The organism is Pseudomonas sp. BP11-1-1 (assembly GCF_052112105.1).
Classification (GTDB): Bacteria; Pseudomonadota; Gammaproteobacteria; order Pseudomonadales; family Pseudomonadaceae; genus Aquipseudomonas; species Aquipseudomonas alvandae.
This window is the reverse complement of the sequence record NZ_JAUTYU010000020.1, coordinates 1-24,212: the sequence shown is the minus strand read 5'-3', so window position 1 is coordinate 24,212 and position 24,212 is coordinate 1. Positions and strand designations below refer to the sequence as shown.

Sequence of the window (24,212 nt, the reverse complement as noted above, 5' to 3'; positions counted from 1 at the left end):
CGAGCAAGCTCGCTCCCACAGGGGTATTGGTGTTGCTGATTATTTGCCGTTGGTCAGCGTGTTGTAGCTGGTCATCAGGTTGCGGTAGTCCGGGATGTGGTTGGAGAACAGGGTCGCCAGGCCTTCCACGTCGTTGCGCCAGTCGCGGTGCAGTTCGCAGGCCAGGCCGAACCAGGTCATCAGCTGTGCACCCGACGACGACATGCGGTCCCAGGCCGATTGACGGGTCAGTTCGTTGAACGTGCCGGAAGCGTCGGTGACCACGAATACTTCGAAACCTTCGGCCAGGGCCGACAGGGCCGGGAAGGCGACGCAGACTTCAGTCACGACGCCAGCGATGATCAGTTGTTTCTTGCCGGTGGCCTTGATTGCCTTGACGAAGTCTTCGTTGTCCCAAGCGTTGATCTGACCAGGGCGAGCGATGTACGGAGCGTCCGGGAACAAGGTCTTGAGTTCTGGCATCAGCGGGCCGTTGGGGCCGGTTTCGAAGCTGGTGGTGAGGATGGTCGGCAGTTGGAAGTACTTCGCCAGGTCAGCCAGGGCCAGCACGTTGTTCTTGAAACGGTCCGGGTCGATGTCGCGTACCAGCGACAGCAGGCCAGCCTGGTGATCGACCAGCAGAACGGCGGCGTTATCTTTGTCGAGACGGTTGTAGGAAGTAGTCATGGCGTAGCCCTCATTAAGTTTTGGTTGCCGAAGGTTTCGGCGTGGTTAAGGTTTTTAATGCCGGTGCAGCGATTGATCGGTGACTCATCTGGCCGAAGCGCCGGTTTCAATCCGTGTTGCGTTTCGATGTGTGTAGATTAAAACTGGCACCTTTGATGCGCTAGACTGCGAAAATCAGCCTTAGCGTTCTATTTGGAGAACGATCATCGAAGACCTCAACACGCTGTACTACTTCACCCAAGTGGTTGAGCACCGTGGATTCGCTGCGGCGGGCCGGGCGCTGGACATGCCCAAATCCAAGCTGAGCCGGCGTATCGCCCTATTGGAGGAGCGGCTGGGGGTGCGTTTGCTTCATCGCACCAGCCGCCATTGCACGTTGACCGAGATCGGCCAGGCCTATTACCAGCGTTGCCTGGCCATGCGGGTCGAGGCCGAGAGCGCCGCCGAAGTGATCGAGCGCAACCGCTCCGAACCCCAGGGGCTGGTGCGCATCAGCTGTCCGACAGCGCTGCTCAACAGCTGGGTCGGGCCGATGCTGACTCGCTACATGCTCAAATATCCGCGGGTGGAGCTGTTCATCGAGAGCACCAACCGCCGGGTCGACCTGATCCATGAAGGTTTCGATATCGCTCTGCGGGTGCGCTTTCCGCCGCTGGAAAACACCGACATGGTCATGAAAGTGCTGAGCAACAGCACTCAATGCCTGGTGGGCAGCCCGGCATTTGTGCAGCATCTGTCTTCACCGACGTCCCCGGCGGACCTCAACGGCTTGCCGAGCGTGCATTGGGGCGGTGCGCAGCGGGAATACCAGTGGGAATTGTTCGGCCCGGACGGCGCCCGCGCATTGATCCGCCATGAGCCGCGCATGGTCACTGATGACCTGTTGGCGCTGCGGCATGCGGTGCTGGCAGGCATTGGCGTCGCCCATTTGCCCAGCGTGGTGGTGCGCGAGGACATTGCTGCCGGACGGCTGGTGGAGCTGGTACCGGGCTGGACGCCGAAGTGCGGCATTGTCCATGCGATCTTTGCTTCACGGCGCGGGTTGCTGCCGTCGGTGCGTACGTTGATTGATTTCCTGGCCGAGGAATTCAGTCACAGCGATATGGCGTAGGGCGCTGGACGTTGCCTTCTCCGGGTTGCCATTCATCAGATGCGCCGCACTGTAGGCGCGCGGCGCCCTCAAAAGTCATACCTGTTCACAACCAGGAGGTCCCATGAGCAACCCTCAAGACCCAACCACCCCCCAGGCACTGGACAACCCCAATGACGACGGCTTTGTCCTCGGCACCGCCGGCCGCGACGAAGACCCCAACGCGGCCCCGGCCTATGCCACCGACAGTCGCCATGATCGCGATGAATTGACCCCGGAAGACGCCCGCGGCATGCCCGGTTATCCGGAGGAGAAGCCGCCGAAAGAGCCGGCTGGCGAAGAAGCGGAATCAGGGATCGAGACGCCCGAACAGGGGAATGATAAGGCGGGGTAAGCACATGGCTCATACCTGCTCACATTTCTTCCAAATGATCAGAGCCTTCGGCGACTAGGCTGAAATTCTGCAAATCAACCCGTCTATCTGACTGGCGTTATCGCAATTTGCGATGCGCCAGTTTTGTGTTTAACTCCCCTATAGCAAAATGCGATAAGGATGTTGCATGCATGTGATCACTGAGAAGCGCATTTGGGAGGCCAAGGAGAAATGGCCGCATTCTGCCAATGCGCTGGATCAATGGTATCGGCTGATCAAGCGCAACAGCCCGGCGGATTACGCGGCGATGAAATCCATATTTCCGGCAACTGATAAGGTCGGTCCGCTACACGTGTTTGACATCGGAGGAAACAAGTTGCGGCTGATAGCGGTGATTCGATATCGACCCCAACGCCTCTATATCAAATGCGTGCTCGACCATCGGGAATACGATAGAGGCAAATGGAAGGAGGAGAAGGGATGAGTGCACTGATTGAACAAGTCGCCGCTCATTGGGAGTTTGTGTCGCCCCTGTTGCGCAAGCCCAGGGACGAAGACGATTACGACCGCTTGGTCGGAGCGCTCGATGAACTGTTGGAATTGGTTGGCGAAGATGAAGCCCATCCACTGATGAGCCTGGTTGACATCATCGGTGAATGGATCGAGGCCTGGGACCATCAACACCGGCCGATGCCCAAGGCAACTGGCGTTGAAACCCTTCGTTATCTGATGCGTGAGCACGGTTTGAGCCAGAGCGATTTGCCGGGTATAGGCGCCCAGTCGGTGGTGTCGGAGATATTGAGTGGCAAACGCCAGCTGAATTTAAGGCAGATTCGCTGGTTGTCGGAGCGCTTTGGCGTATCGGTTGAGACCTTTATTTGAAAGCTTGGCGCACTCACTGTGGCAAGGGAGCAAGCTCCCTCGCCACAGGGTTACGACGAGCAACTGATCTCCAGATGCTTGCCCCATTCCGGCGGCCGCTCGGCGTAGCTGTCCATCCCCGGTTGTTCTTCAAACGGGTTGCTCAGCACGGTGTGCAGGCGGCGGACTTCTTCGTAGTCGCCTGACTCGGCGGCGTCGATGGCTTTTTGTGCCAGGTAATTGCGCAGCACGTACAGCGGATTGACCGCATGCATGCGAGCGCGGCGCTGGTCTTGATCGACGGGGCCTTCCCGGTTGACCCGGGCGACATACAACTCGGCCCAGGCATCGAAACCCTTCAGGTCGACGAAGTCATCGCGCAAGGTGGCGACGGCTTGCTCCGGCGATTGCTCGCCCAGGCGGCGGAAGAACAGGCTGTAGTCGACGCCGCTGTTCTGCATCAGTTGCAGCAGGCGTTCCACCAGTTTCTGGTCCTCCTCTTCGGCGACGGTCAGGCCGAGGCGGCGGCGCATCAGGTCCAGGTAATGGGCCTGGTACAGCGGCAAGTACAAGCCGAGGGTCTCGCGCAGGGCTTCGACGCTGATGAAAGGCGTCAGGGCCTGGGCCAGGGCGCTGAGGTTCCACTGGCCGATGGGCACTTGGTTGCTGAACGAGTAGCGACCCTGGTCATCGGAGTGGTTGCAGATGAAGTTGGCGTCGAAATCGTCGAGGAAGGCGAACGGCCCGAAGTCGAAGGTGATGCCCAGGATCGACATGTTGTCGGTGTTCATCACGCCGTGGCAGAAACCATAGGCCTGCCACTTGGCAATCAGCTCGGCGTTGCGCTCGACGATTTCACGGTACATCGCCAGGTACGGTTCCGGCTGCTCCCTGCATTCGGCGAAGTGCAGGTTCAGTACATGCTCGGCCAGGGTGGCCTGCAGCTCCGGCTTCTTGGTGTAGTAGAAATATTCGAAATGCCCGAAGCGCACATGGCTCGGCGCCAGGCGCAGCACCATGGCGGCACGCTCCTGTTTTTCCCGCCACACCGGCGTGTCCGAGCCGATCACGCACAACGCGCGCGTCGTAGGGATCCCCAGTGCATGCAGGGCTTCGGAGGCGAGGAATTCGCGGATCGAGGAGCGCAGCACCGCGCGTCCGTCGCCCATTCGCGAAAACGGCGTCTGGCCGGCGCCCTTGAGGTGCAGGTCCCAATGCTCGCCGGCCTCGTTGTACACCTCGCCCAGCAGCAACCCACGGCCATCGCCCAATTGCGGGTTGTAGTGACCGAACTGATGCCCCGAATACACCATCGCCCGCGGCTCGGTTTCAGCCCAGAGCTTATGGCCGCCGAAGATCTCTGCGAACAGCGGTGTCTCGGCTTCTACCGGCTCCAGGTCCAGCAACGCCATGGCCGCCGGGCTGGCAACCACCAGGCGCGGGTTGTCGATGGGTTCGGGCAGCACGTGGGCCGAGAAACCGTCGCCCAGGCAGGCGAAACGGTTATCGAAGGTCAGCGTTTCCAGCGTTTTCATGGCCGTCTCCGGCGGGACGCCCGCAGGCTCCCCGTTATCAGTCGAGCGCGTCCTGCGGCGGCTCGGGCACCGGCTTGATGCTGGCGACCGCCGAAGGCACGGGTGTAATGGTCTTTTTGTCGGGCTCGGCAGGCACCAGTTTGTATTCCTGGCCTTGCAGATTCTTCAGATAGATTTCCATCTGCCGGAAGGAGATGTTGATGTGCTCCTTCTTGAATTCCCGATTGATGAAACGGTTGATCTCGTCCAGCACCGGGTTACGGTCGCCGAGGTCGCGCACGTGCATGCGCAGCTCATGGTCCAGGGTGCTTTCACCGAAGTTCAGGAAATACACGATCGGCTCCGGCTCCTTCAGGACGCGCGGATTGTCACGCGCGGCCTTGAGCAGCAGCTCGCGGACCCGGTCGAGGTCCGATCCGTAGTCCACGCCGAGTTTCAAGGTGACCCGGGTGACGGTGTCGGTGAGCGACCAGTTGATCAACTGCCCGGTGATGAACGTCTTGTTCGGGACGATGATGTCCTTGCGGTCGAAGTCGGTGATGGTCGTCGCACGGATGCGGATCTTGCTCACCGTGCCCGACAGGTTGCCGATGGTGATGGTGTCGCCGATACGCACCGGACGCTCGAACAGGATCATGATGCCGGAGATGAAATTCGCGAAAATCTCCTGCATGCCGAAGCCCAGGCCCACCGACAGCGCGGCCACCAGCCATTGCAACTTGTCCCAGCTCACGCCGAGGGTGGACAGCGTGGTGACGAAACCGACGCCGGCGATCACGTAGGACAGCAGCGTGGTGGTTGCGTAGGCGCTGCCCTGGGCCAGGTTCAGCTTCGACAGCACGAACACTTCCAGCAGGCCCGGCAGGTTGCGCGCCAGGGCGAAGGTGATGCCGATGATGATCAGCGCGCCGAGCATGTCGCCGATGCTGATGGGCACCATGCTCATGTTGACGCCGGTGCCGCTGGTGTATTCGTAGAGGGTGATGTTGTCCAGGTACGAGAACACACTGATCAGGTCCGACCAGACCCAGTACAGGGCGGCCATGAAGCCGCCCAGCAAGGCGAGACGGATCAGGCGCAGGGATTGCTCGTTGACCTTTTCGATGTCCAGGGTCGGCTCCTCGACCACCGCTTCGCCATCGCCGGCCTCCTTGGCCGCCTGGCGCTTGGCCAGGGCGCGCTGGTAGGCCAGGCGCCGCGCCGCAACCGAGAGACCGCGCACGAAGGTGGCCTCGATCACCAGCCAGAACATCAGCAAGTACAGCGTGTTGATCAAGCGATCACTGAGTTTCAGCGCGGTGTAGTAATAGCCGAAGCAGACGGCGACGAACAACGCGATCGGCAACGCGGTGAACAGCACGCCGACGGCCTTGCGGAACAGCGAGGTGTTCTGGTGCGTCGGGCTGCTGAGCAGCAGTCGGCTGAGCAGCCAGGCCATCGAGGCGTAGCAGGTCAGCACCACCGGCATGCCGAGCACGTCATCGGCCAAGGCCGAGGGCTGCAATTCCGCCACCGCCACCACGGCCACCAAGGCCAGGACCACCAGCCCGAGCCGACGGATCCAGCCCTGGAGGAATTCGACCTGGGGTTTTTCCCACCGGAAATGCAGTTCCGCCACGCCGCCCGGGGAGAGGATTCGATAGGCGGTGTAGAACACCAGCCAAGCCTGCCCGATCTGCAGCAGGGCCGCGCCGAGGTTGGTGTTCTGGCCGCGGGCGTCGATCTGCAAGGCGTAGCCGCACAAAGCCAGCGCCAGCGCCACCGGCATCGCCAACAGGATGTTGATCAGGATCGCCTGGGGCGTGTGCCATTGGCTGTCGCGCTTGAAGTGGCCGACATCCTGGTGGACTTTGTTCAGGCGCGCATACAGATTCTTGCGCCGCCACAGCAGCACGCCGATCAGCAGCACCAGGGGCAGGAACAGCAAGGGCCGCTGGGTCAGGCCATCGGCCAGTTCACTCAGGCTCGAGGCCCAGGGCAGCGAGTCGACCTGTTTTTCCAGGCGAGCCGGCACGCCGCGCATCCATTCGAAATCCAGCGGTTTGTTGCTGGGGATCCAGAACATCTGTTCTTCAAGGGTGGCCCGCAGGCTCTGGGCAGTGCTGAGCAATTGTTTCTGGTTGAGCTGCAACGTGATGGATTCGTTGAGCACCGCGCTCAATTCGCGGTTCAGGCGGTCCAGCAGGTCGACCCGGGTCAGGGCCAGTTCAAGCAAGGCCTTGCGCAGTTGCGGAGTGGCTTGCTCGGACGGTTGGGACGCCAGCAGGCTGTCGACGTAAGCCCCAGGGTTGTTCAGCAGCTCCCGTTGCTGGCTGACTTCGAACTGGTACAGGCGAATGTCGGCGATCTGGTCGGCCAGGTTCTGGTCGAGCTTCAAGCGCGGCAAGGTCTGGCGCTGTTTGTAGAGAATCTTGGAGAGCAGCAGGCTGCCCTTGAGCACGCTGATCTGCTCGTCCAGCGCGGCATCGGTCTGGGTGACGCTGTCCAGCAATTGCTTGGTCTGCAGGTTCTGCTGGGTGACTTCGTTGAGCCGATCGGTGCTTTTGAGCAGGTAGTCGGAGAGTTTCAGGTTGTTTGTGCTTTCGGTCGCCAGCAGGCTGCTGCCGCCGGCCTTCTGCGCTTCGATGGACTGCTGCGTCACCGTCTCCTGGGACTGGGCCAGGCGTTTCTGGTTGATCAGGTTTTGCAGGTCCTGGATTTCCTGCTCCATGCGATCAATCTTTTCGCTCAGCAGGTCGTGCTGGCTGTTGCCCAGGTCTTGCAACTGGCTGTTGCCGGCCAGTTCCTGGCGACGCAAGGGGATCAGCGCGTTGAGTGCCGCCAGCTCGGCGTTGAGTTGGTCGCGCTGCTCGGCGCTCAAGGCTTTGCCCGCATCCCTGCCGCTCTTGAGGGTGGCGTTGATCTGCTGGATCCGGGTCTGGCTGCTGGCGATTTCCGCCTGGGCGCGCTCGGGGCGGGTCTGGGCGGTGATGACCAGGCTGTTGGCATCGGCCAGGGCTTTTTGCAGGTCGCTCTGCTGGGTGGAGCGCTCCGTCAGCATCTGTTCGAGCTGGGGAATCGGCAGGTTGGCGTAGCGCTGCGCCACCGGCACCGCATTAGAGTTCTTGAGTCGTGTCAGCTCGCGCTGGTTTTCGATGTTCTGCTTGGGTGCGCTGGCCAACTGTTGCTTGAGGGCAACCAGTTTCTGTTCGTAGTCGGCTTTGTTGCTGAGCTGGGCCAGGGTGTTCTGCAAGACGGCCTGCAGGGCCTTCTGGTCGGCCTCCGGCAGTTTGCGATCGGCGATCTTGTCCAGGCTCGCCTGGACTGAGGCGCTGGTGGGCGGTTCAGCGGCGTGCACCGTGCAGATGGAAAGACTCAGGCCCAGCAGGGCGACGGCAAGAAAGGAGCGCAGGGTAGGCATAGAGACCGGTCAAGCAAGTGAGAATGGGGAGCAGTTTAGAGGAACAAGCCGGGACCCGGGCGACTTCCTTCGGGGAATCTGACGCCCACTTTGCCGATCTTGTTCCCGTCCATGACCGCGACGGTCCACAGGGTGTTGTTCCAGTCCACCTGGTCGCCGACTACTGGCGCACCGCCAACTTTCTGGGCAATGAAACGGCCCAGGGTCATGTCCGGATCGATGCCGTCCAGCTTCAACCCGTAGAGGGCTGCGACCGCGGCCAACTGGGCGTCTCCTTCGAGCACGAAGTCGCCGAAGAAGCGCAAATCCAGACCTCGTTGCGGTGCCTGGCTGAACAGTTTTCCAAGGGCTGGCAAGTCGTGTTCATGGCCGATAACACACAGCAAATCATCGACTTCCAACACCGTACTACCCGACGGATGGAGCAACTGCTGACCACGAAACAGGGCCGCGATGCGCGTTCCGTCGGGCATTTTCAGGTCGCGCAAAGGTGAACCGATGCACCATTTCTCGGCACCGAGGCGATAAATGAACAGTTCCCACTCGCTGGTGACATGGACTTCCAGCGCCGCCCGGGAAATCGGCAAGGGTTCCGGCGGGACGGTCACATGCAACAGCTTGGCGACCCACGGCAGGCTCGTCCCCTGCACCAGCAGCGAGACCAGCACGATAAAGAAGGCCAGGTTGAAATAAAGCTGCGCGTGGGGCAAACCGGCCATCAGGGGGAACACCGCAAGAATGATCGGCACCGCGCCACGCAGGCCGACCCAGGAAATGAAGGCTTTTTCACGACCGTGGAACGCCTTGAACGGCAACAGCCCGACCATGACCGACAGCGGGCGAGCGAACAGGATCATCCACAAGGCCAGGCCGAGGGCGGGCAGGGCGATGGGCAGCAGGTCATGGGGCGTGACCAGCAGGCCCAGGACCAGGAACATGCCGATCTGCGCCAGCCAGGCCATGCCATCGAGCATGTGAAGGATGCCGTGGCGGCTGCGCACCGGGCGATTGCCCAGCACCAGGCCGCAGAGGTACACCGCCAGGAAACCACTGCCGTGCAGGGCGTTGGTCAGCGCGAACACGGCCAGGCCGCCGCTGATGACCAGGATCGGGTAGAGACCGTTGGCCAGGTTGATGCGATTGACCAACTGCAACATCAACCAACCGCCGCCCAGGCCGAGCAGCGCACCAATACCGAACTCGCGCACCAGATGCCCGAGCAGGCTCCAGTGCAGGCCGGTTTCACCGCTGGCAAGCATGCCGATCAGCGTCACGGTCAGGAACACCGCCATGGGGTCGTTGCTGCCGGACTCGATTTCCAGCGTGGCGCTGACCCGCTCGTTCAAGCCTTTGCCGCCGAGCAGCGAGAACACCGCCGCGGCGTCGGTGGAGCCGACAATCGCGCCGATCAGCAAGCCCTGGATCAAGTTGAGGTTGAACAGCCACGCCGCCGCCATGCCGGTCAGCCCCGTGGTGATCAAAACACCCACCGTCGCCAGCGACAACGCCGGCCACAACGCCACGCGAAAACTCGAGACCCGCGTGCGCAAGCCACCGTCCAGCAGGATGACCGCCAGTGCCAGGTTGCCGACCAGATAGGCCGTTGCGTAGTTGTCGAAAAGAATACCGGCGCCGTCGACACCGGCGACCATACCCACGGCCAGGATGATCACCAGGATCGGGATGCCCAGGCGGGACGAAAGAGAACTCACCAGGATGCTCGCACCCACCAGCAACGCGCCGATCAAGAACAGGCTGTTGATGGTCGTCGCGGTCAAAGGCAGTACTCCGGGAATCAAGGGACAGGCACAAACTGACCATGCAGTCTGCGTGCCAGCGATTCTAACCTGTTGAAATGTGATGCTGTCAAAAAAGGTTTGGGGCTAGGGGGGCTGGGCACAGCCTTGTGGCGAGGGGATTTATCCCCGCTGGGCTGCGAAGCAGCCCCACTGCTGTACTGCCATGCAGTCGGAAGGCGAGCGCTTTGCACTCGAGCGGGGATAAATCCCCTCGCCACAAGGGTTGTCGGCGATGAGAGACAAGGGCCGCTACGCGGCCCAACGGGAGCAAGCTCCCTCGCCACAAAAGCCAGGCAGATGATTGCTCACTATCATCCCTTACGCGGGTTAAAGGCTGAACCGCCCAACCATGCTGTTCAAATCCACCGCCAGGCGCGACAGTTCGGCGCTCGCGGCGCTGGTCTGGTTTGCGCCGGTGGCCGATTGCACCGACAGGTCGCGGATGTTCACCAGGTTGCGGTCCACTTCGCGGGCCACTTGGGCCTGTTCTTCGGCGGCGCTGGCGATCACCAGGTTGCGTTCGTTGATCTCGACGATGGCGCTGTTGATGGTGTCGAGGGACATGCCGGCACCGCGGGCGATGTTCAGCGTCGATTCGGCGCGTTCGGTGCTGTTGCGCATCGAATCCACGGCCTGTTCGGTGCCGCTCTGGATGCTGCCGATCATGCGTTCGATCTCGCTGGTCGACTGCTGGGTGCGGTGGGCGAGGGCGCGGACTTCGTCGGCGACCACGGCGAAACCACGACCGGCTTCACCGGCACGGGCGGCTTCGATGGCGGCGTTCAGGGCGAGCAGGTTGGTCTGGTCGGCCAGGCCTCGGATGACGTCGAGCACCTTGCCGATGTCGCGGGATTCATCGGCCAGGTTGCCGATCAGCGTGGCGGTGCTCTGTACATCGGCGCTCATGCGTTCGATGGCACCGACGGTTTCCTGTACCAGATCACGGCCGTCGCCTGCCGAAGTCGTGGCGTTCCTCGACGCTTCCGAGGTGCTGACCGCGTTGCGGGCAACTTCTTCCACGGCGCTGGTCATTTCGTTGACCGCGGTGGCGGCTTGTTCGATTTCGTTGTTCTGCTGGGTCAGGCCACGGGCGCTTTCGTCGGTGACGCTGTTGAGCTCTTCGGCGGCGGAAGCCAATTGCGTGGCCGAGCCGGAAATGCGCTGCAAGGTGTCACGCAGCTTGTCCTGCATGGTCGCCATGGCGCGCAGCAGGCGGCCGGCTTCGTCGCTGCCGTCGACGGTGATCGGCCGGGTCAGGTTGCCCTTGGCGATTTCCTCGGCGGCGTCCAACGCGTTGGCGATCGGCTTGGTGATGCTGTTGGTCAGCAGCCAGGCGAAGAGCAGGGTCAGGCCAGTGGCGACGATCAACATTGTCACGACCCAGGTGAAAGCCGTCGAGTACTGCTGCGCCGCGCTTTTATTGAAGGCTTCTGCTTGCAGGTCGTTGATCTCGGTCAGGCGAGCCAGGACCGCGTTGACGGCTTCCGAATTGGTCTGCAGGTCGTTACCGAGCAGGGTCCGCAGTTCGTCGACCTGGTTATTGCGTGAAAGGGTCTTCATGCGTTCTTCAAGTTGACGGTACTGATTCAGCAACTGCACGTATTGATCATAGGCGGCCCGTTCTTCCGGAGCGCTGATGAGCTTTTCATAGTTACTTTGAGCCGTGCGGATCTGCTGGTTGCGTTGCTCGAACAAATCGAAGGTTTTTTGCTGGGTGTCCGCTTCGCGGTTGGTCAGCAAGCGATACGACAGCACGCGCAGGCGCAGGGTCAGTTGGGTGAATTCGTTCAGGGCCTTGATGCTCGGCACGCTGTTTTCGACGATGTTTTCGCCGGACGTGCGGATCTTGCTCATCTGGCTCAAGGCAAACACGCCCAGGGCCAGCATCAGGGCGCCGATCAAGGCAAACCCCAGGAACGCCCGCGGCGCGATGTTCATATTACGTAAGGACATTGGAGGTACCGTGAAGATGCGCGTCCGTGCGGGACTGTGACTGGTTTCACTGAATTATCGGTCTGGCTATCCAAGTCTTGAGGGCGGTGCGTGTTTTTGTCGCACGGCTGCGCGACGGGGCGACGAAGGGTAGGAACCAGATTCCTGGCTCATAGTCTCTAAAACTCGCGAGCGAAGCACCGCAGCCTAAGTCGTGGCATCCGCGGTGACTTTTCTTTATCGTACGCGCCCCTTGAAAAAGCCTGGAAATCAATATGTTGGAAGCATCCCTGAGCCAACTGGAGCAACTGGTCACCGACCTGGTGCAACAGAACCGTCACCTCACCGGCCTGAACGAAACCCTGAGCGCCGAACTGGCCAAGGCCAAGGATGAAAACGAAAGCCTGCAACTGAACCTGATGGAGCAGGAAGAATTGCATGGCAGCACCGCTGCCCGCATCCAGACCCTGATCGAACGCGCCAGCAGCGCAACGGTTGGCGCATGAAGCACGTCGCCGACGGAGTGACGGTCGTCTCGATCCTGGGGGAGGACTATTCGATCAAGGCGCCGGCCGGGCAGGAGCAGGCGTTGCTGGACGCCGCTTCGATGCTCAAGGCAGCCCTGGCCGACACCAAGCGCAAATACCCGACATTGATCGGCGACCGCCTGCTGGTGCTGGCGGCCATGAACCTGTGTTCGCAGCAGATCGAAATGCAGAAGCAGCACCGAGCGGAGCTTGATCGGTGCCAGGAGCAGGTCAGCGCGACGGTCGAGGTGATTGCCAAGACGATTCAGCAGGCTTGAAGATTATGAAGGCCAAGGATGGTGGTGATCTCGTTGTGGGAGCGGCGGTGCGGCGATCCGACTTGCTCGCGAAAGCGGTGGGTCAGGCAAATCATTGGCAACTGACGTACCCCTTTCGCGAGCAAGCTCGCTCCCACAGTGAACCGGCGGGGTACGCCGATTTTGTGTTCAGTCGCAGCCTCTGTGGGAGCGAGCTTGCTCGCGATTGGATATCAGCCGCGCCACAAGACCCGGCTCAGAACCACTCATCCCGCATCCCCAGACACGTATCATCCCGCGCCTCAAGAATTGCCAGTTCATGTTGGCAACCCGGCACTTCCCAAGTCAGGAAATAGCGCGCTGCCTGCAACTTGCCTTTATAGAAATCGACATCCGCCGCGTTCCCCTTGGCCAAGCCATCCTCGGCACGAATCGCCTGTTCCAGCCAGCGCCAGCCGATCACCATGTGCCCGAATACCTTCAAGTACAGCGCCGAATTGGCGAGGCTGCTGTTGACCTTGCCTTGGGCCAGGTCGGTCAGCAGGCCGAGGGTGACTGTTTGCAGGCGCGCTACCAAGGCTTCCAGCGGCTGACGCAAGGGCGTTAACGATTCGTACGCTTGGGCGCGCTCGGTGGTGTCGGCCACCAGCCGAATCAGTTGCTTGAGCCCGGCGCCGCCGTTCTGCGCCAGTTTGCGTCCCAGCAAGTCCAGGGACTGGATGCCGTGGGTGCCCTCATGGATCGGGTTCAGGCGGTTGTCGCGGTAATACTGCTCCACCGGGTATTCGCGGGTATAACCGTGGCCGCCGAGGATCTGGATTGCCAGTTCGTTGGCCTTCAGGCAGAACTCCGACGGCCATGACTTGACGATCGGCGTGAGCAGGTCGAGCAATTCATGGGCGCGCCGGCGCTCGGCTTCGCTTTCCAGCGTGGTGGTGTCGTCGAACAGCCGGGCCGCGTACAGGCCGAGGTCGAACGAACCTTCCACATACGCCTTTTGCGTCAGCAACATGCGGCGCACGTCGGCGTGCTGGATGATCGGCACCGGCGCGGTGGTCGGGTCCTTGCTGTCGGGCACCCGGCCCTGCGGGCGTTCGCGGGCGTACTCAAGGGAATATAAATAGCCGGCGTAACCCAGCATCACCGCGCCCATGCCGACGCCAATCCGCGCCTCGTTCATCATCTGGAACATGTAGCTCAGGCCGTGGTGCGGTTTTCCTACGAGGTAACCGACACATTCGCCGTTGTCGCCGAAGTTCAGCGCTGTGGACGTGGTGCCACGCCAGCCCATCTTGTGAAACAACCCGGTCAAGAGCACGTCGTTACGCAGCCCGAGGCTGCCGTCGTCGTTGACCAGGAACTTGGGCACGATAAACAGCGAGATGCCCTTCACGCCGGGTGGCGCATCGGGCAGTTTCGCCAAGACCATGTGGACGATGTTTTCCGATAGCGGATGGTCGCCGCCGGAGATAAAAATCTTGTTGCCCTTGAGCCGATAGGTGCCGTCGGACGCCGGCTCTGCGCGTGTACGAATATCCGACAGTGATGAGCCCGCGTGAGGTTCGGTCAGGGCCATGGTGCCGAAGAAGCGACCGTCGATCATCGGCTGCAGGAAGCGTTGTTTCTGCTCCTCGCTGCCGAAGCTTTCGATCAGGTTCGCGGCGCCCATGGTCAGGAACGGATAAGACGTCGAAGCGGCGTTGGCCGCCTGGAAATGCGCAAAGCAAGCCTGGGACAACAACGTCGGCAATTGCATGCCGCCGGCCTCGAAGCTGCGCGCGGCATTGAGGAAACCTGCCTCGAGGAAGGCATCCACCGCTGGCTTCACTTCCGGGATCAGGATGGCCTGGCCGTTTTCGTAGCGTGGTTCGTTTTCGTCGTTCTTGCGGTTGTGGGGTGCGAAGTATTTTTCGGCGATGCTGCGCGCCGTGCCGATGGCCGCGTCGAAGGTTTCGCGGTTGTGCTCGGCAAACCGTTCGCGCTGGGTCAGGCCCTCGGCATCAAGGACTTCATACAGCTCGAAAGCCAGATTGCGGGAACTGAGCAGCGTCTCGGACATGGCGGCCTACCTTTTCTTGGAATGGGCCGAGTCTAGGTCTGGGAATGGAGGCTGAACAGGATGATTGATGCTAGTGATGCAGAGGTGCGGGCGACACTAATCCCAAGTGGGAGCGAGCTTGCTCGCGATAGCGGTGTACCAGTCCAACATTCCTGACTGACCCACCGCTATCGCGAGCAAGCTCGCTCCCACAGGGGATTCGGTTACCAGGCACCTATTGCAGGTGCCTGGCTTACAGCGTTTAGCCGATGGTCATCAGGCTGGCGTTACCACCCGCCGCAGCAGTGTTGACGCTCAGCGCGCGTTCGATCACCAGGCGCTCCAACGCGATGTTGGTTTCACCTTGAGACAAGCCATGCACCCCGACGATCGCCCCGGCGCGCTTGGCGACCTGCTGGCAGACACCGCGCAGTTGATCCGAATCGCCGTGATGCAGGACTGCGTCGAACAGCACGTCGTCCTTGGTCCAATCGGCAACGCGCTGGATGCGCGCCTGGATGTCCTTCGGCAAGCGTGCGAACACGGCCTTGCTGGTATCGGTTTCCGGCCATACGGCCGAGCCGCCCACGGCCAGGACGGCCGCCAGTTGCGTGAGCAGGTCGCCTTCCACGTCCGCCAGGCACAGCACATGCTCGCGCGGCAGGATGGCGTAGCTGTTGCGTTCGCCGGTCGGGCCGGTGAGCTGGCGGGTGATGCCGCTTTGCGATTGGGCGGCGAACTGCACGCACAGGGCGCTCAGTTCGGCGAGCTTCTGGCTGTCGGCCCAGGTTTGCAGGGCGGTCAGCGGCTTGCTCATGGCGTCGCGCAAACGCAGGTCCGGCGCGGCCAAAGCATCGCCACGGACGAAGGATTGCTGGATCGCATCGGTAGGACGGGTCGACAGCAGGCGGTACAGGTACAGCGGACCGCCGGCCTTCGGACCGGTGCCCGACAGGCCTTCGCCACCGAACGGCTGCACACCGACCACGGCGCCGACGATGTTGCGGTTCACGTAGACGTTACCGGCATGCACATTGTCGATGACCTTGGCGATGGTCTCGTCGATGCGGGTGTGCACGCCCAACGTCAGGCCGTAGCCGGAAGCGTTGATCTGGTTGATCAATTGGTCCAGTTCCTTGCGCTTGTAGCGAACCACGTGCAGCACCGGGCCGAAGATCTCGCGCTGCAGCTCATCGAAGCTTTCCAGCTCGATCAGCGTCGGCATCACGAAGGTGCCGCGCTTGCATTCGTCGCTGTCGGCAATCGCCATCTGGTACACGGTGCGACCTTTGTCGCGCATGGCCTGGATGTGTTTCTCGATGCCGGCCTTGGCCTCGGCGTCGATTACCGGGCCGATATCAACGGACAGGCGCTCCGGGTTGCCGAGGCGCGATTCGGCCATGGCGCCCTTGAGCATTTCGATGACGCGGTCGGCGGAATCTTCCTGCAGGCACAACACACGCAGGGCCGAGCAACGCTGGCCGGCGCTGTCGAAGGCCGAAGACACCACGTCGATGACCACTTGTTCGGTCAGGGCCGAGGAGTCGACGATCATCGCGTTCTGGCCGCCGGTTTCGGCGATCAGCGGGATCGGACGGCCCTGGTTGTCCAGGCGTCCGGCGATGTTGCGTTGCAGCAGGCGAGCGACTTCGGTGGAGCCGGTGAACATCACGCCTTTGACGCGATCATCACCCACCAGGCGGGCACCGACGGTTTCGCCGCGGCCCGGCAGCAGTTGCAGGACGCCTTCCGGAATACCGGCTTCGAGCATCAGGCGCACAGCCTGGGCCGCGACCAATGGGGTCTGTTCGGCGGGCTTGGCCAGGACCGGGTTGCCGGCGGCCAGTGCGGCGGCGACTTGGCCGCTGAAAATTGCCAGCGGGAAGTTCCACGGGCTGATGCAGACCACCGGGCCCAGTGGGCGGTGGGCATCGTTGGTGAAATCGTTGCGGGCCTGCACCGCGTAGTAGCGCAGGAAGTCCACGGCTTCACGCACTTCGGCGATGGCGTTGGCGAAGGTCTTGCCAGCCTCGCGGGCCAGCAGGCCCATCAGCGGCTGGATCTCGCCTTCCATCAGGTCGGCGGCACGCTCCAGGATCGCGGCACGTTCGGCCGGCGGCGTGGCCTGCCAGATCGGTGCGGCGTTGAGGGCGCACTGGATCGCGTTGTCCACGTCCTCGACCGTGGCTTCCTGCACATGGCCGACCACATCGCGGTGATCGGACGGGTTCAGCACCGCTGCCGGGGTTTCTTCGCTGGCGGCGCAACCGAGTATCGGCGCGGCTTTCCAGTCGTTATGGGCGGTGGCGAGCAGGGCGCAGGACAACGAGGCCAGGCGATGTTCGTTGGCCAGGTCGATGCCGCTGGAGTTGGCGCGTTCGCTGCCGTACAGGTCGCGCGGCAACGGGATGCGCGGATGCGGCAGGCCGAAGCCGCCTTCCAGTGTTGCCATCTGTTCGATGCTTGCCACCGGATCGGCCACCAGTTCCTGGATGGAAATCGACTGGTCGGCGATGCGGTTGACGAACGAGGTGTTGGCGCCATTTTCCAGCAGGCGACGCACCAAGTAGGCCAGCAGCGTTTCGTGGGTGCCGACCGGAGCGTACACGCGGCACGGACGGTTCAGCTTGCCCTCGGAAACCTTGCCTACAACCTGTTCGTACAGCGGTTCACCCATGCCGTGCAGGCACTGGAATTCGTACTGGCCCGGGTAATAGTTCTGACCAGCGATATGGTAGATGGCCGACAAAGTGTGGGCATTGTGCGTGGCGAATTGCGGGTAGATGACTTCCGGTACCGACAGCAACTTGCGGGCGCAAGCGATGTAGGAAACGTCGGTGTACACCTTGCGGGTGTAGACCGGGTAGCCCTCCAGGCCTTCGACCTGGGCGCGCTTGATCTCGCTGTCCCAGTACGCGCCTTTTACCAGGCGAATCATCAGGCGGTGGCGGCTGCGACGAGCGAGGTCGATCACATAATCGATCACGTACGGGCAACGCTTCTGGTACGCCTGGATCACGAAGCCGATGCCGTTCCAGCCGGTCAGTTGCGGCTCGAAGCACAGGCGCTCCAGCAGGTCCAGGGACAGTTCGAGGCGGTCGGCCTCTTCGGCATCGATGTTGAGGCCGATGTCGTATTGCTTGGCCAGCAGGGTCAGCGACAGCAGGCGCGGGTACAGCTCGTCCATCACACGTTCGTACTGGGCGCGGCTGTAGCGCGGGTGCAGGGCCGAGAGCTTGATGGAAATGCCCGGGCCTTCATAGATCCCACGACCGTGGGACGCTTTGCCGATGGAGTGGATGGCTTGTTCGTACGAGGCCAGGTACTTCTGGGCGTCATGTTCGGTGAGTGCGGCTTCACCGAGCATGTCGTAGGAATAGCGGAAGCCCTTGGCTTCGAACTTGCTCGCGTTGGCCAGGGCCTCGGCGATGGTTTCGCCGGTGACGAACTGCTCGCCCATCAGGCGCATGGCCATGTCGACGCCCTTGCGGATCATCGGCTCGCCACTCTTGCCGATGATGCGGCTCAGGGAAGAGGTCAGGCCCGCTTCATTATGGGTGGCGACCAGCTTGCCGGTCAGCAGCAGGCCCCAGGTGGCGGCGTTGACGAACAGCGATGGGCTGTTACCCAAGTGCGGCTGCCAATTGCCGGTACTGATCTTGTCGCGAATCAGCGCATCGCGGGTGCCTTTGTCCGGAATGCGCAGCAGCGCCTCGGCCAGGCACATCAGGGCCACGCCTTCCTGGGACGACAGGGAAAATTCCTGCAGCAAGCCCTGAACAATACCGGCACGACCGCCGGCACTTTTCTGGTTACGCAGTTTTTCTGCAATGGAAGCCGCCAGCTTGTTGGTGGCTTCGGCCATCTCGGCCGGCAGGCGGGCCTGCTCGATCAGCATCGGCACCACTTCCGGCTCCGGGCGACGGTAAGCGGCGGTGATGGAAGCGCGCAAGACCGATTGCGGCAGGATGCTCTCGGCAAATTCGAGGAAGCATTGGTGAGCGTGGTCGACCTGCACGTCGCCAGCGTCATCGCTGTCGGCGCGAGGGGAACCGTTCAGCTCGGTCAGGGTTGCACCACCCTCGAGTTTTTCCAGGTAATTGAAAATCGCCTGTTTGATCAGCCAGTGCGGCGTGCGATCAATCGAGGTTGCGGCCGCCTTGAGGCGTTCGCGGGTCGGGTCGTCGAGTTTGACCCCAAGGGTGGTGGTAGCCATATTTTTATCCTCATGTTTGCCACGTACCGCGTGGCATCAGCTGGCGGCAAGATTAGCTGTGGGATGAATGAGGTGCAACCGGGTGCAACCGGTTTTTTGTTGAAATAATGAGCAGCTCATCAGGAAGCATAGGGCGCGACTCTATGCCTGCACTTGCTTGGTGCGTCTTGGTTTGAAAGGTGAAGCGTTTTTGCACCAAAAGAGAGCAAAGCGCGACGTTTGTAAGGAGATTCCGACTGGGTGCAACTTATTTCAACGAAACTGGTTGCACCTAATTTGATTTGTTGAATAGCATTCGCGGCCAAGGTGCAACCGGCTCGGGTCGGGGTGCATCGGCTGATGGCTTTCCTGGGGAAACATCAGTCATAAATTCGCGGGTCCACAAAACGTCAGTACAACGTTCGCGTTGTCGGCGCTTTCAACTGCCACCGCACCATAAAAACAAAGCCAGGGCGTAACTCATGAGTGTTAGCAATCCTACCCTGATCACCTTCGTGATCTATATCGCAGCCATGGTCCTGATCGGCCTGATGGCTTATCGCTCCACCAACAACCTTTCCGATTACATCCTCGGCGGTCGCAGCCTTGGCAGTGTCGTGACGGCGCTTTCTGCCGGCGCTTCCGACATGAGCGGCTGGTTGTTGATGGGTTTGCCTGGCGCAATCTACATGTCCGGCCTGTCGGAAAGCTGGATCGCCATCGGCCTGATCATCGGTGCCTACCTGAACTGGCTGTTCGTCGCCGGTCGCCTGCGGGTCCAGACCGAGCACAACGGTGATGCGCTGACGCTGCCGGACTATTTCTCCAGCCGTTTTGAAGATACCAGCGGCCTGCTGCGGATCATCTCTGCGGTGGTGATCCTGGTGTTCTTCACCATCTATTGCGCGTCCGGCATCGTGGCCGGTGCCCGTTTGTTCGAAAGCACCTTCGGCCTGTCCTACGAGACCGCGTTGTGGGCCGGTGCCGCTGCGACCATTGCCTACACCTTCATCGGTGGTTTCCTGGCGGTGAGCTGGACGGATACCGTACAAGCCACGCTGATGATCTTCGCCTTGATCCTCACCCCGATCATCGTGCTGCTGGCCACTGGCGGCGTTGATACCACTTTCCTGGCCATCGAAGCGAAAGATCCGACTTCGTTCGACATGCTGAAAAACACCACCTTCATCGGGATCATCTCGCTGATGGGCTGGGGCCTGGGCTACTTCGGCCAACCGCACATCCTGGCGCGCTTCATGGCGGCAGACTCGGTCAAGTCGATCGCCAAGGCGCGTCGCATCTCCATGACCTGGATGATCCTGTGTCTGGGCGGCACCGTGGCCGTCGGCTTCTTCGGTATCGCGTATTTCTCGGCGCATCCTGAACTGGCCGGTCCTGTGACCGAAAACCCTGAGCGCGTGTTCATCGAACTGGCGAAAATCCTGTTCAACCCATGGGTTGCCGGCGTGCTGCTGTCCGCCATCCTGGCTGCCGTCATGAGCACCCTGAGCTGCCAGTTGCTGGTGTGCTCCAGCGCACTGACCGAAGACTTCTACAAGACCTTCTTGCGCAAGAGTGCCTCCCAAGTCGAGTTGGTCTGGGTCGGTCGCGCCATGGTGCTGTTGGTGGCGCTGATCGCCATCGCCCTGGCCGCCAATCCACAAAACCGCGTACTGGGCCTGGTGAGCTACGCCTGGGCTGGTTTCGGTGCGGCCTTCGGTCCGGTGGTCCTGATCTCCGTGATCTGGAAGAACATGACGCGCAACGGTGCCCTGGCCGGTATTCTGGTCGGTGCAATCACCGTCGTCGTCTGGAAGCATTTCGAGCTGCTGGGCCTGTACGAAATTATCCCGGGCTTTATCTTCGCCAGCCTGGCCATCTATTTCGTCAGCAAGATGGGCACGCCTACCACCGGCATGCTGCAGCGCTTCGAAGCGGCCGAGAAAGATTTCCGCTTGAATCAGTAAGGCTCTTGGCGAGCCTGTAATGGTTCGCCCAAGGCACTGAAAAACGGCCCGTCTCCATTGGAAACGGGCCGTTTTTTATGGCTGACGGTCCGAGGTATCGGGTTGGTTGAGAAAGATCAGCACGCCCAACAGCGCCATGTAGAACCTGAACGCAGCATCCTGGCCATTCCAGGTCTCGGATTGCCACATCAGGAACCACTCGCCGCCGACGACCATGAAGCCGAAAAACCAGACGAAGAATCCCACCGTGAGCCCGACGACGGCGCACCCCTTGGCTTGATTGAAAGCCAGGCCATCCGCCCTGCGTGCCCGCCAGAGTTTCAGCGCGCCGTAGGCCAGCAACACCGTGGTCATCGCTTCGCCGAGGATGATCAGCCAATAAGCACCGTGCCACATCCAGGGCTCGTCGATGGTGCGATACCGGGCGGCATTGTCGGGAAAGGTGGTGTCCATGCTCAGCACATGCTGGACGAAATTGAAGTTGGAGCTGTAGTCCGTGACATTGTTGAACACAGTCAGGAAGGCGAAAGCGGCAAGTGCCAGGATCATTGCGATTTTCGTGTAGCGGATTGTCATGGGGTGCGTCCTTGGCTTTTTACGACGGAGGGACGTTATCACGGCTTTGCGCGATACAAGGCCCGCTGTCTTGTAAGAAGCCGCTGATTCTTTCGTACGAAGACTTTAGGCAGGCGTGTCTATCAGAAATTGCAACGCGCTCCGCAGCTTTTAGCCTCTTGGATGTAGGGGAAATCTGTTTTTCATGACATCCGGTCAACTCGCTCAATGAGTCATGCACAATCGCCCGCCTTTATTTCGCAGAGGCACATCGGATGTTCGCGCCTGCCAACCTACCGCGTTTCACGCTGACGCTCGACAGCGGGCCAAACGACCTCAAGGTGCTTGAGTTCAAAGGCAAGGAAGCCATCAGCCAGCCTTACTGCTTCGAGTTGGAGCTGGTCAGCGAGCGGCCTGACCTGCCGCTGGAGGAACTGCTTCATCGCCAGGCTTTCCTGGGCTTCGATGACCGGGGCGGTGGCATTCACGGCCAGGTCTATGCTGTGGCCCAAGGCGACTCGGGCAAGCGGCTGACCCGCTATCAAATCACGCTGGTGCCTCGCCTGGCGTACTTGCGTCATCGCATCAACCAACGGATTTTCCAGCACCTGAGCGTGCCGGATATCGTGGCCCTCGTTCTGAAGGACCACGGCATCCTGGCCGATGCCTTCCAGTTCAGCCTTGGCGGACAATATCCCGAGCGTGAATATTGCGTGCAGTACGGCGAAAGCGACCTGGTTTTCATTGAGCGTCTTTGCGCCGAAGTCGGCATTCATTACCACTTCCGCCACAGCCCTGACGGCCATCTGCTGGTGTTCGGTGATGACCAGACGGTGTTCTCGCGCTTGCCCGAATCCACGTTGTATCTGCCTGGCAGTGGCATGGCCGCCGTCGAGCCGGCCATCAAGCGCTTGGCGGTGCGGCTCCAGACCGGTACCACGGCCGTGACATTGCGCGACTATGACTTTCGCAAGCCTGGCCTGCTATTGCAGGCCAATCTTGACAGCCAGAGACTTCCGACGCTGGAAAACTATCACTACCCAGGTCAGTTCACCGACCGCGACGATGGCAAGCATTCGGTCCGGCGGACCCTCGAACGGCATGGCGCCGACGGGCACCTGGCAGAGGGCGACTGCGATGACAGCGCTTTTGTCAGTGGGCATTTCATGCGCATCAAAGAGCACCCGCGCACGCAATGGAACGACCTGTGGTTGCTGACGCAGGTCGATCACCATGGTCGACAACCGCAAGTGCTGGAAGAAACCGCCTCCGCCGGCCGGGATGAGTTCCAAGGCTACCGCAACGCCTTCCTCGCAACGCCGTGGGAGGTTTTCTTTCGTCCGCCGTTGCAGCACAAGAAGCCGTCCGTCAACGGTTTCCAGCCGGCGGTGGTGACGGGGCCGGTGGACAGCGAGATCCATTGCGATGAGTTCGGGCGGGTCAAGGTGCAACTGGTCTGGGACCGTGACGGCGAGCGCGACGAGCATTCCAGTTGTTGGCTACGCGTGGCGACCGGTTGGGCGCACGATCGCTATGGCAGTGTGATGATCCCTCGGGTAGGGATGGAGGTCCTTGTCGGGTTCATGGACGGCGACGTCGACAAACCGTTGGTGGTGGGCTGCTTGCCGAACGGTGCCAACCCGGTGCCCCTCGACCTGCCGGCGGACAAGACCCGAAGCATTCTGCGCAGCCAGAGCAGCCCCGGCGGCGGTGGCTACAACGAATTGCGCATCGAAGACCGCAAGGGCGCCGAGGAAATCTACCTGCGGGCGCAGCGCAACTGGACCCAGCATGTGCTGCATGACCAGCGTGTGCAGGTCGATCATGAGCGCAGCATCGTTGTCAGTGGTTTGTCCCGGCACGAACTCAAGGGCGGCGAGCAGCGCATCACTGAAGGTCGACGCCAGGTTGAAGTTCGCCAGGACGATCACCTGATGGTGACCGGCGATCGGCACATCCGCGTCGCCAACCAGGCCCTCAACGCCGCCGGGGGATTCAGTGTCAGCGCTGGTCAGCAAGTCGTGCTGGAGGCGGGTGCCAGCGCGACCGTCCAGGCCGGCGGGCACTGGATCAACATCGGCCCGGGCGGAATCTTCAGCAGCGTGCCGATCCAGGTCGGCGGAGCGCCGATGGTGGCAACGGGCGCCACCCCCGTCGCGCCGGGTGCCCCGGAAAAACTCGCCGCGGCCCCAGCCCCGCGCCTCTCTCACGCCCAGATCCAAAGCTTGAAAAGCCCCGCACCGTTCTGCGAGGAGTGCGAGTGCTGCAAGGATGGCGCCTGCGACCTGTCGCCGCCCGGTGGGCAGTCCAAGCGCCAGGCCCCAGCGCCGGACTCGGCAAAAAGCGTAGAACCGGGTTTCCACATCGTCGAACGGGCCATGCCCCGCTCGGAACTGGAGCGGTGGTTGTTCATGGAGTCAGGTGTCTCGCTCCCGTCCAACTTCAACCGCTTGAATCCGCAACTGGGCGACGCGGTCAAACCCGGTCAGCTCATCGTCCTGAGCGACCCACAAAACACCCAATGCACCCGTGAAGAAGCGCTGCTGATGGAGGCCGCCCAGAAGGTCAACGAAGCGCTGGCGCCCATGAGCGACGCCGAAGCGGATTTCATGGCGCAGCACCACGGTGAAATCGAATCGTTCCTCGCCAAAGGGTCCACCTCGGTGGGCATCGGCGCAGCCATGTTCGGCCAGCACCTGGGCAGCTTGAAAAGCAACATGGTGGAGCTGGAACAACTGCACCAGCGCACCTTTGACAAACACGGGAAGTTGCAAGGCGCCGACTTCTTCGCCGAACGCAAACGCCTGATGGGCCAAATCGACAACAGCCTCGGGCCGTTGGTGCGCAAGGGCACGGGCATTCCCAGCCATCCAAAGCTCAAGAGTGCGCTGGGGATTTCCAATCGCAGCCTGGTGCATCACTGGAGCAAGGCTGGGGTGGCGGGTGGGATTCCGGGGTATGCAACGCATATCGAGGGGGTGAGTCGGGCCAGTAAGTACATCAAGGCTGGGGGGTGG

General features: G+C 61.5%; 14 protein-coding genes and 3 pseudogenes. 8 read left to right on the top strand and 9 right to left on the bottom strand.

Annotated features, from left to right (window positions below):
• Positions 1-39: 39 nt before the first annotated feature.
• The gene (ycaC, locus tag Q7C33_RS24925; protein ID WP_030140945.1) at positions 40-666 is read right to left on the bottom strand and encodes an isochorismate family cysteine hydrolase YcaC; all 627 of its coding nucleotides are present in this window, start codon (positions 664-666) and stop codon (positions 40-42) included.
• 202 nt (positions 667-868) lie between these two features.
• On the opposite strand from ycaC, the gene Q7C33_RS24920 reads away from it, so the two are divergent.
• The 4 genes from Q7C33_RS24920 to Q7C33_RS24905 all read left to right on the top strand — a co-directional run bounded on the left by Q7C33_RS24920 (position 869) and on the right by Q7C33_RS24905 (position 3,011).
• Complete coding sequence (locus Q7C33_RS24920; RefSeq protein WP_030140944.1) at positions 869-1,777, top strand: LysR substrate-binding domain-containing protein; 909 nt, start codon at positions 869-871, stop codon at positions 1,775-1,777.
• Between the two features lie 103 nt (positions 1,778-1,880).
• Entirely contained in the window at positions 1,881-2,150 is a 270-nt protein-coding gene (locus Q7C33_RS24915; protein ID WP_030140943.1) for a hypothetical protein, read from the top strand.
• Between the two features lie 166 nt (positions 2,151-2,316).
• Complete coding sequence (locus Q7C33_RS24910; protein ID WP_030140942.1) at positions 2,317-2,613, top strand: type II toxin-antitoxin system HigB family toxin; 297 nt, start codon at positions 2,317-2,319, stop codon at positions 2,611-2,613.
• Positions 2,610-3,011: a helix-turn-helix domain-containing protein gene (locus Q7C33_RS24905; RefSeq protein ID WP_030140941.1), complete on the top strand. Its 402-nt coding sequence runs from the start codon at positions 2,610-2,612 to the stop codon at positions 3,009-3,011. The genes Q7C33_RS24910 and Q7C33_RS24905 overlap by 4 nt, the downstream gene beginning before the upstream one ends.
• A gap of 50 nt (positions 3,012-3,061) precedes the next feature.
• On the opposite strand, the gene selO is transcribed toward Q7C33_RS24905, so the two are convergent.
• The 5 genes and pseudogenes from selO to Q7C33_RS24880 form a co-directional block, all read right to left on the bottom strand.
• Positions 3,062-4,525, bottom strand: coding sequence for a protein adenylyltransferase SelO (selO, locus tag Q7C33_RS24900; RefSeq protein WP_198797424.1), 1,464 nt, complete (start codon positions 4,523-4,525; stop codon positions 3,062-3,064).
• A gap of 37 nt (positions 4,526-4,562) precedes the next feature.
• Positions 4,563-7,925 carry a mechanosensitive channel MscK gene (gene mscK, locus Q7C33_RS24895; protein ID WP_323155250.1) on the bottom strand — a complete coding sequence of 1,121 codons (3,363 nt, stop codon included), beginning with the start codon at positions 7,923-7,925 and terminating at the stop codon, positions 4,563-4,565.
• A 35-nt stretch (positions 7,926-7,960) separates the two neighbouring features.
• Entirely contained in the window at positions 7,961-9,703 is a 1,743-nt protein-coding gene (locus Q7C33_RS24890; RefSeq protein WP_030140938.1) for a potassium/proton antiporter, read from the bottom strand.
• A gap of 348 nt (positions 9,704-10,051) precedes the next feature.
• Positions 10,052-10,651: pseudogene (locus Q7C33_RS24885) on the bottom strand (methyl-accepting chemotaxis protein); the annotation flags it as partial.
• A 303-nt stretch (positions 10,652-10,954) separates the two neighbouring features.
• Positions 10,955-11,611, bottom strand: a pseudogene (locus Q7C33_RS24880) (MCP four helix bundle domain-containing protein); the annotation flags it as partial.
• A gap of 320 nt (positions 11,612-11,931) precedes the next feature.
• On the opposite strand from Q7C33_RS24880, the gene Q7C33_RS24875 reads away from it, so the two are divergent.
• Together Q7C33_RS24875 and Q7C33_RS24870 are read left to right on the top strand one after the other, a co-directional pair.
• The gene (locus Q7C33_RS24875; RefSeq protein WP_030140935.1) at positions 11,932-12,162 is read left to right on the top strand and encodes a hypothetical protein; all 231 of its coding nucleotides are present in this window, start codon (positions 11,932-11,934) and stop codon (positions 12,160-12,162) included.
• Positions 12,159-12,461 carry a cell division protein ZapA gene (locus tag Q7C33_RS24870; RefSeq protein ID WP_030140934.1) on the top strand — a complete coding sequence of 101 codons (303 nt, stop codon included), beginning with the start codon at positions 12,159-12,161 and terminating at the stop codon, positions 12,459-12,461. Before Q7C33_RS24875 ends, Q7C33_RS24870 begins: the two co-directional genes overlap by 4 nt.
• A gap of 235 nt (positions 12,462-12,696) precedes the next feature.
• Here Q7C33_RS24870 and Q7C33_RS24865 read toward each other — a convergent pair whose 3' ends face one another.
• Positions 12,697-14,499, bottom strand: a complete 1,803-nt coding sequence (locus Q7C33_RS24865) for an acyl-CoA dehydrogenase (protein WP_407684304.1) — start codon at positions 14,497-14,499, stop codon at positions 12,697-12,699.
• Positions 14,500-14,740: 241 nt separating this feature from the next.
• Positions 14,741-18,694 (bottom strand): trifunctional transcriptional regulator/proline dehydrogenase/L-glutamate gamma-semialdehyde dehydrogenase, encoded by a 3,954-nt coding sequence (gene putA, locus Q7C33_RS24860; RefSeq protein WP_217861095.1) that lies wholly within the window; start codon positions 18,692-18,694, stop codon positions 14,741-14,743.
• Between the two features lie 461 nt (positions 18,695-19,155).
• Between putA and putP the strand changes: the two genes are divergently transcribed.
• Positions 19,156-20,640 carry a sodium/proline symporter PutP gene (putP, locus tag Q7C33_RS24855; protein WP_030140931.1) on the top strand — a complete coding sequence of 495 codons (1,485 nt, stop codon included), beginning with the start codon at positions 19,156-19,158 and terminating at the stop codon, positions 20,638-20,640.
• A 75-nt stretch (positions 20,641-20,715) separates the two neighbouring features.
• Here putP and Q7C33_RS24850 read toward each other — a convergent pair whose 3' ends face one another.
• The gene (locus Q7C33_RS24850; RefSeq protein ID WP_030140930.1) at positions 20,716-21,216 is read right to left on the bottom strand and encodes a DUF2165 family protein; all 501 of its coding nucleotides are present in this window, start codon (positions 21,214-21,216) and stop codon (positions 20,716-20,718) included.
• A gap of 254 nt (positions 21,217-21,470) precedes the next feature.
• Here Q7C33_RS24850 and Q7C33_RS24845 point away from each other — a divergent pair.
• Positions 21,471-23,477, top strand: a pseudogene (locus Q7C33_RS24845) (type VI secretion system Vgr family protein); the annotation flags it as partial.
• Positions 23,478-24,212 lie beyond the last annotated feature (735 nt).

Excerpts from the sequence above, each read along its gene's own strand:
- ycaC (WP_030140945.1), bottom strand. The coding sequence starts at position 666 with ATGACTACTTCCTACAACCGTCTCGACAAAGATAACGCCGCCGTTCTG.
- Q7C33_RS24915 (WP_030140943.1), top strand. The coding sequence starts at position 1,881 with ATGAGCAACCCTCAAGACCCAACCACCCCCCAGGCACTGGACAACCCC.
- Q7C33_RS24910 (WP_030140942.1), top strand. The coding sequence starts at position 2,317 with ATGCATGTGATCACTGAGAAGCGCATTTGGGAGGCCAAGGAGAAATGG.
- Q7C33_RS24905 (WP_030140941.1), top strand. The coding sequence starts at position 2,610 with ATGAGTGCACTGATTGAACAAGTCGCCGCTCATTGGGAGTTTGTGTCG.
- selO (WP_198797424.1), bottom strand. The coding sequence starts at position 4,525 with ATGAAAACGCTGGAAACGCTGACCTTCGATAACCGTTTCGCCTGCCTG.
- mscK (WP_323155250.1), bottom strand. The coding sequence starts at position 7,925 with ATGCCTACCCTGCGCTCCTTTCTTGCCGTCGCCCTGCTGGGCCTGAGT.
- Q7C33_RS24875 (WP_030140935.1), top strand. The coding sequence starts at position 11,932 with ATGTTGGAAGCATCCCTGAGCCAACTGGAGCAACTGGTCACCGACCTG.
- Q7C33_RS24870 (WP_030140934.1), top strand. The coding sequence starts at position 12,159 with ATGAAGCACGTCGCCGACGGAGTGACGGTCGTCTCGATCCTGGGGGAG.
- Q7C33_RS24865 (WP_407684304.1), bottom strand. The coding sequence starts at position 14,499 with ATGTCCGAGACGCTGCTCAGTTCCCGCAATCTGGCTTTCGAGCTGTAT.
- putA (WP_217861095.1), bottom strand. The coding sequence starts at position 18,694 with ATGGCTACCACCACCCTTGGGGTCAAACTCGACGACCCGACCCGCGAA.
- putP (WP_030140931.1), top strand. The coding sequence starts at position 19,156 with ATGAGTGTTAGCAATCCTACCCTGATCACCTTCGTGATCTATATCGCA.
- Q7C33_RS24850 (WP_030140930.1), bottom strand. The coding sequence starts at position 21,216 with ATGACAATCCGCTACACGAAAATCGCAATGATCCTGGCACTTGCCGCT.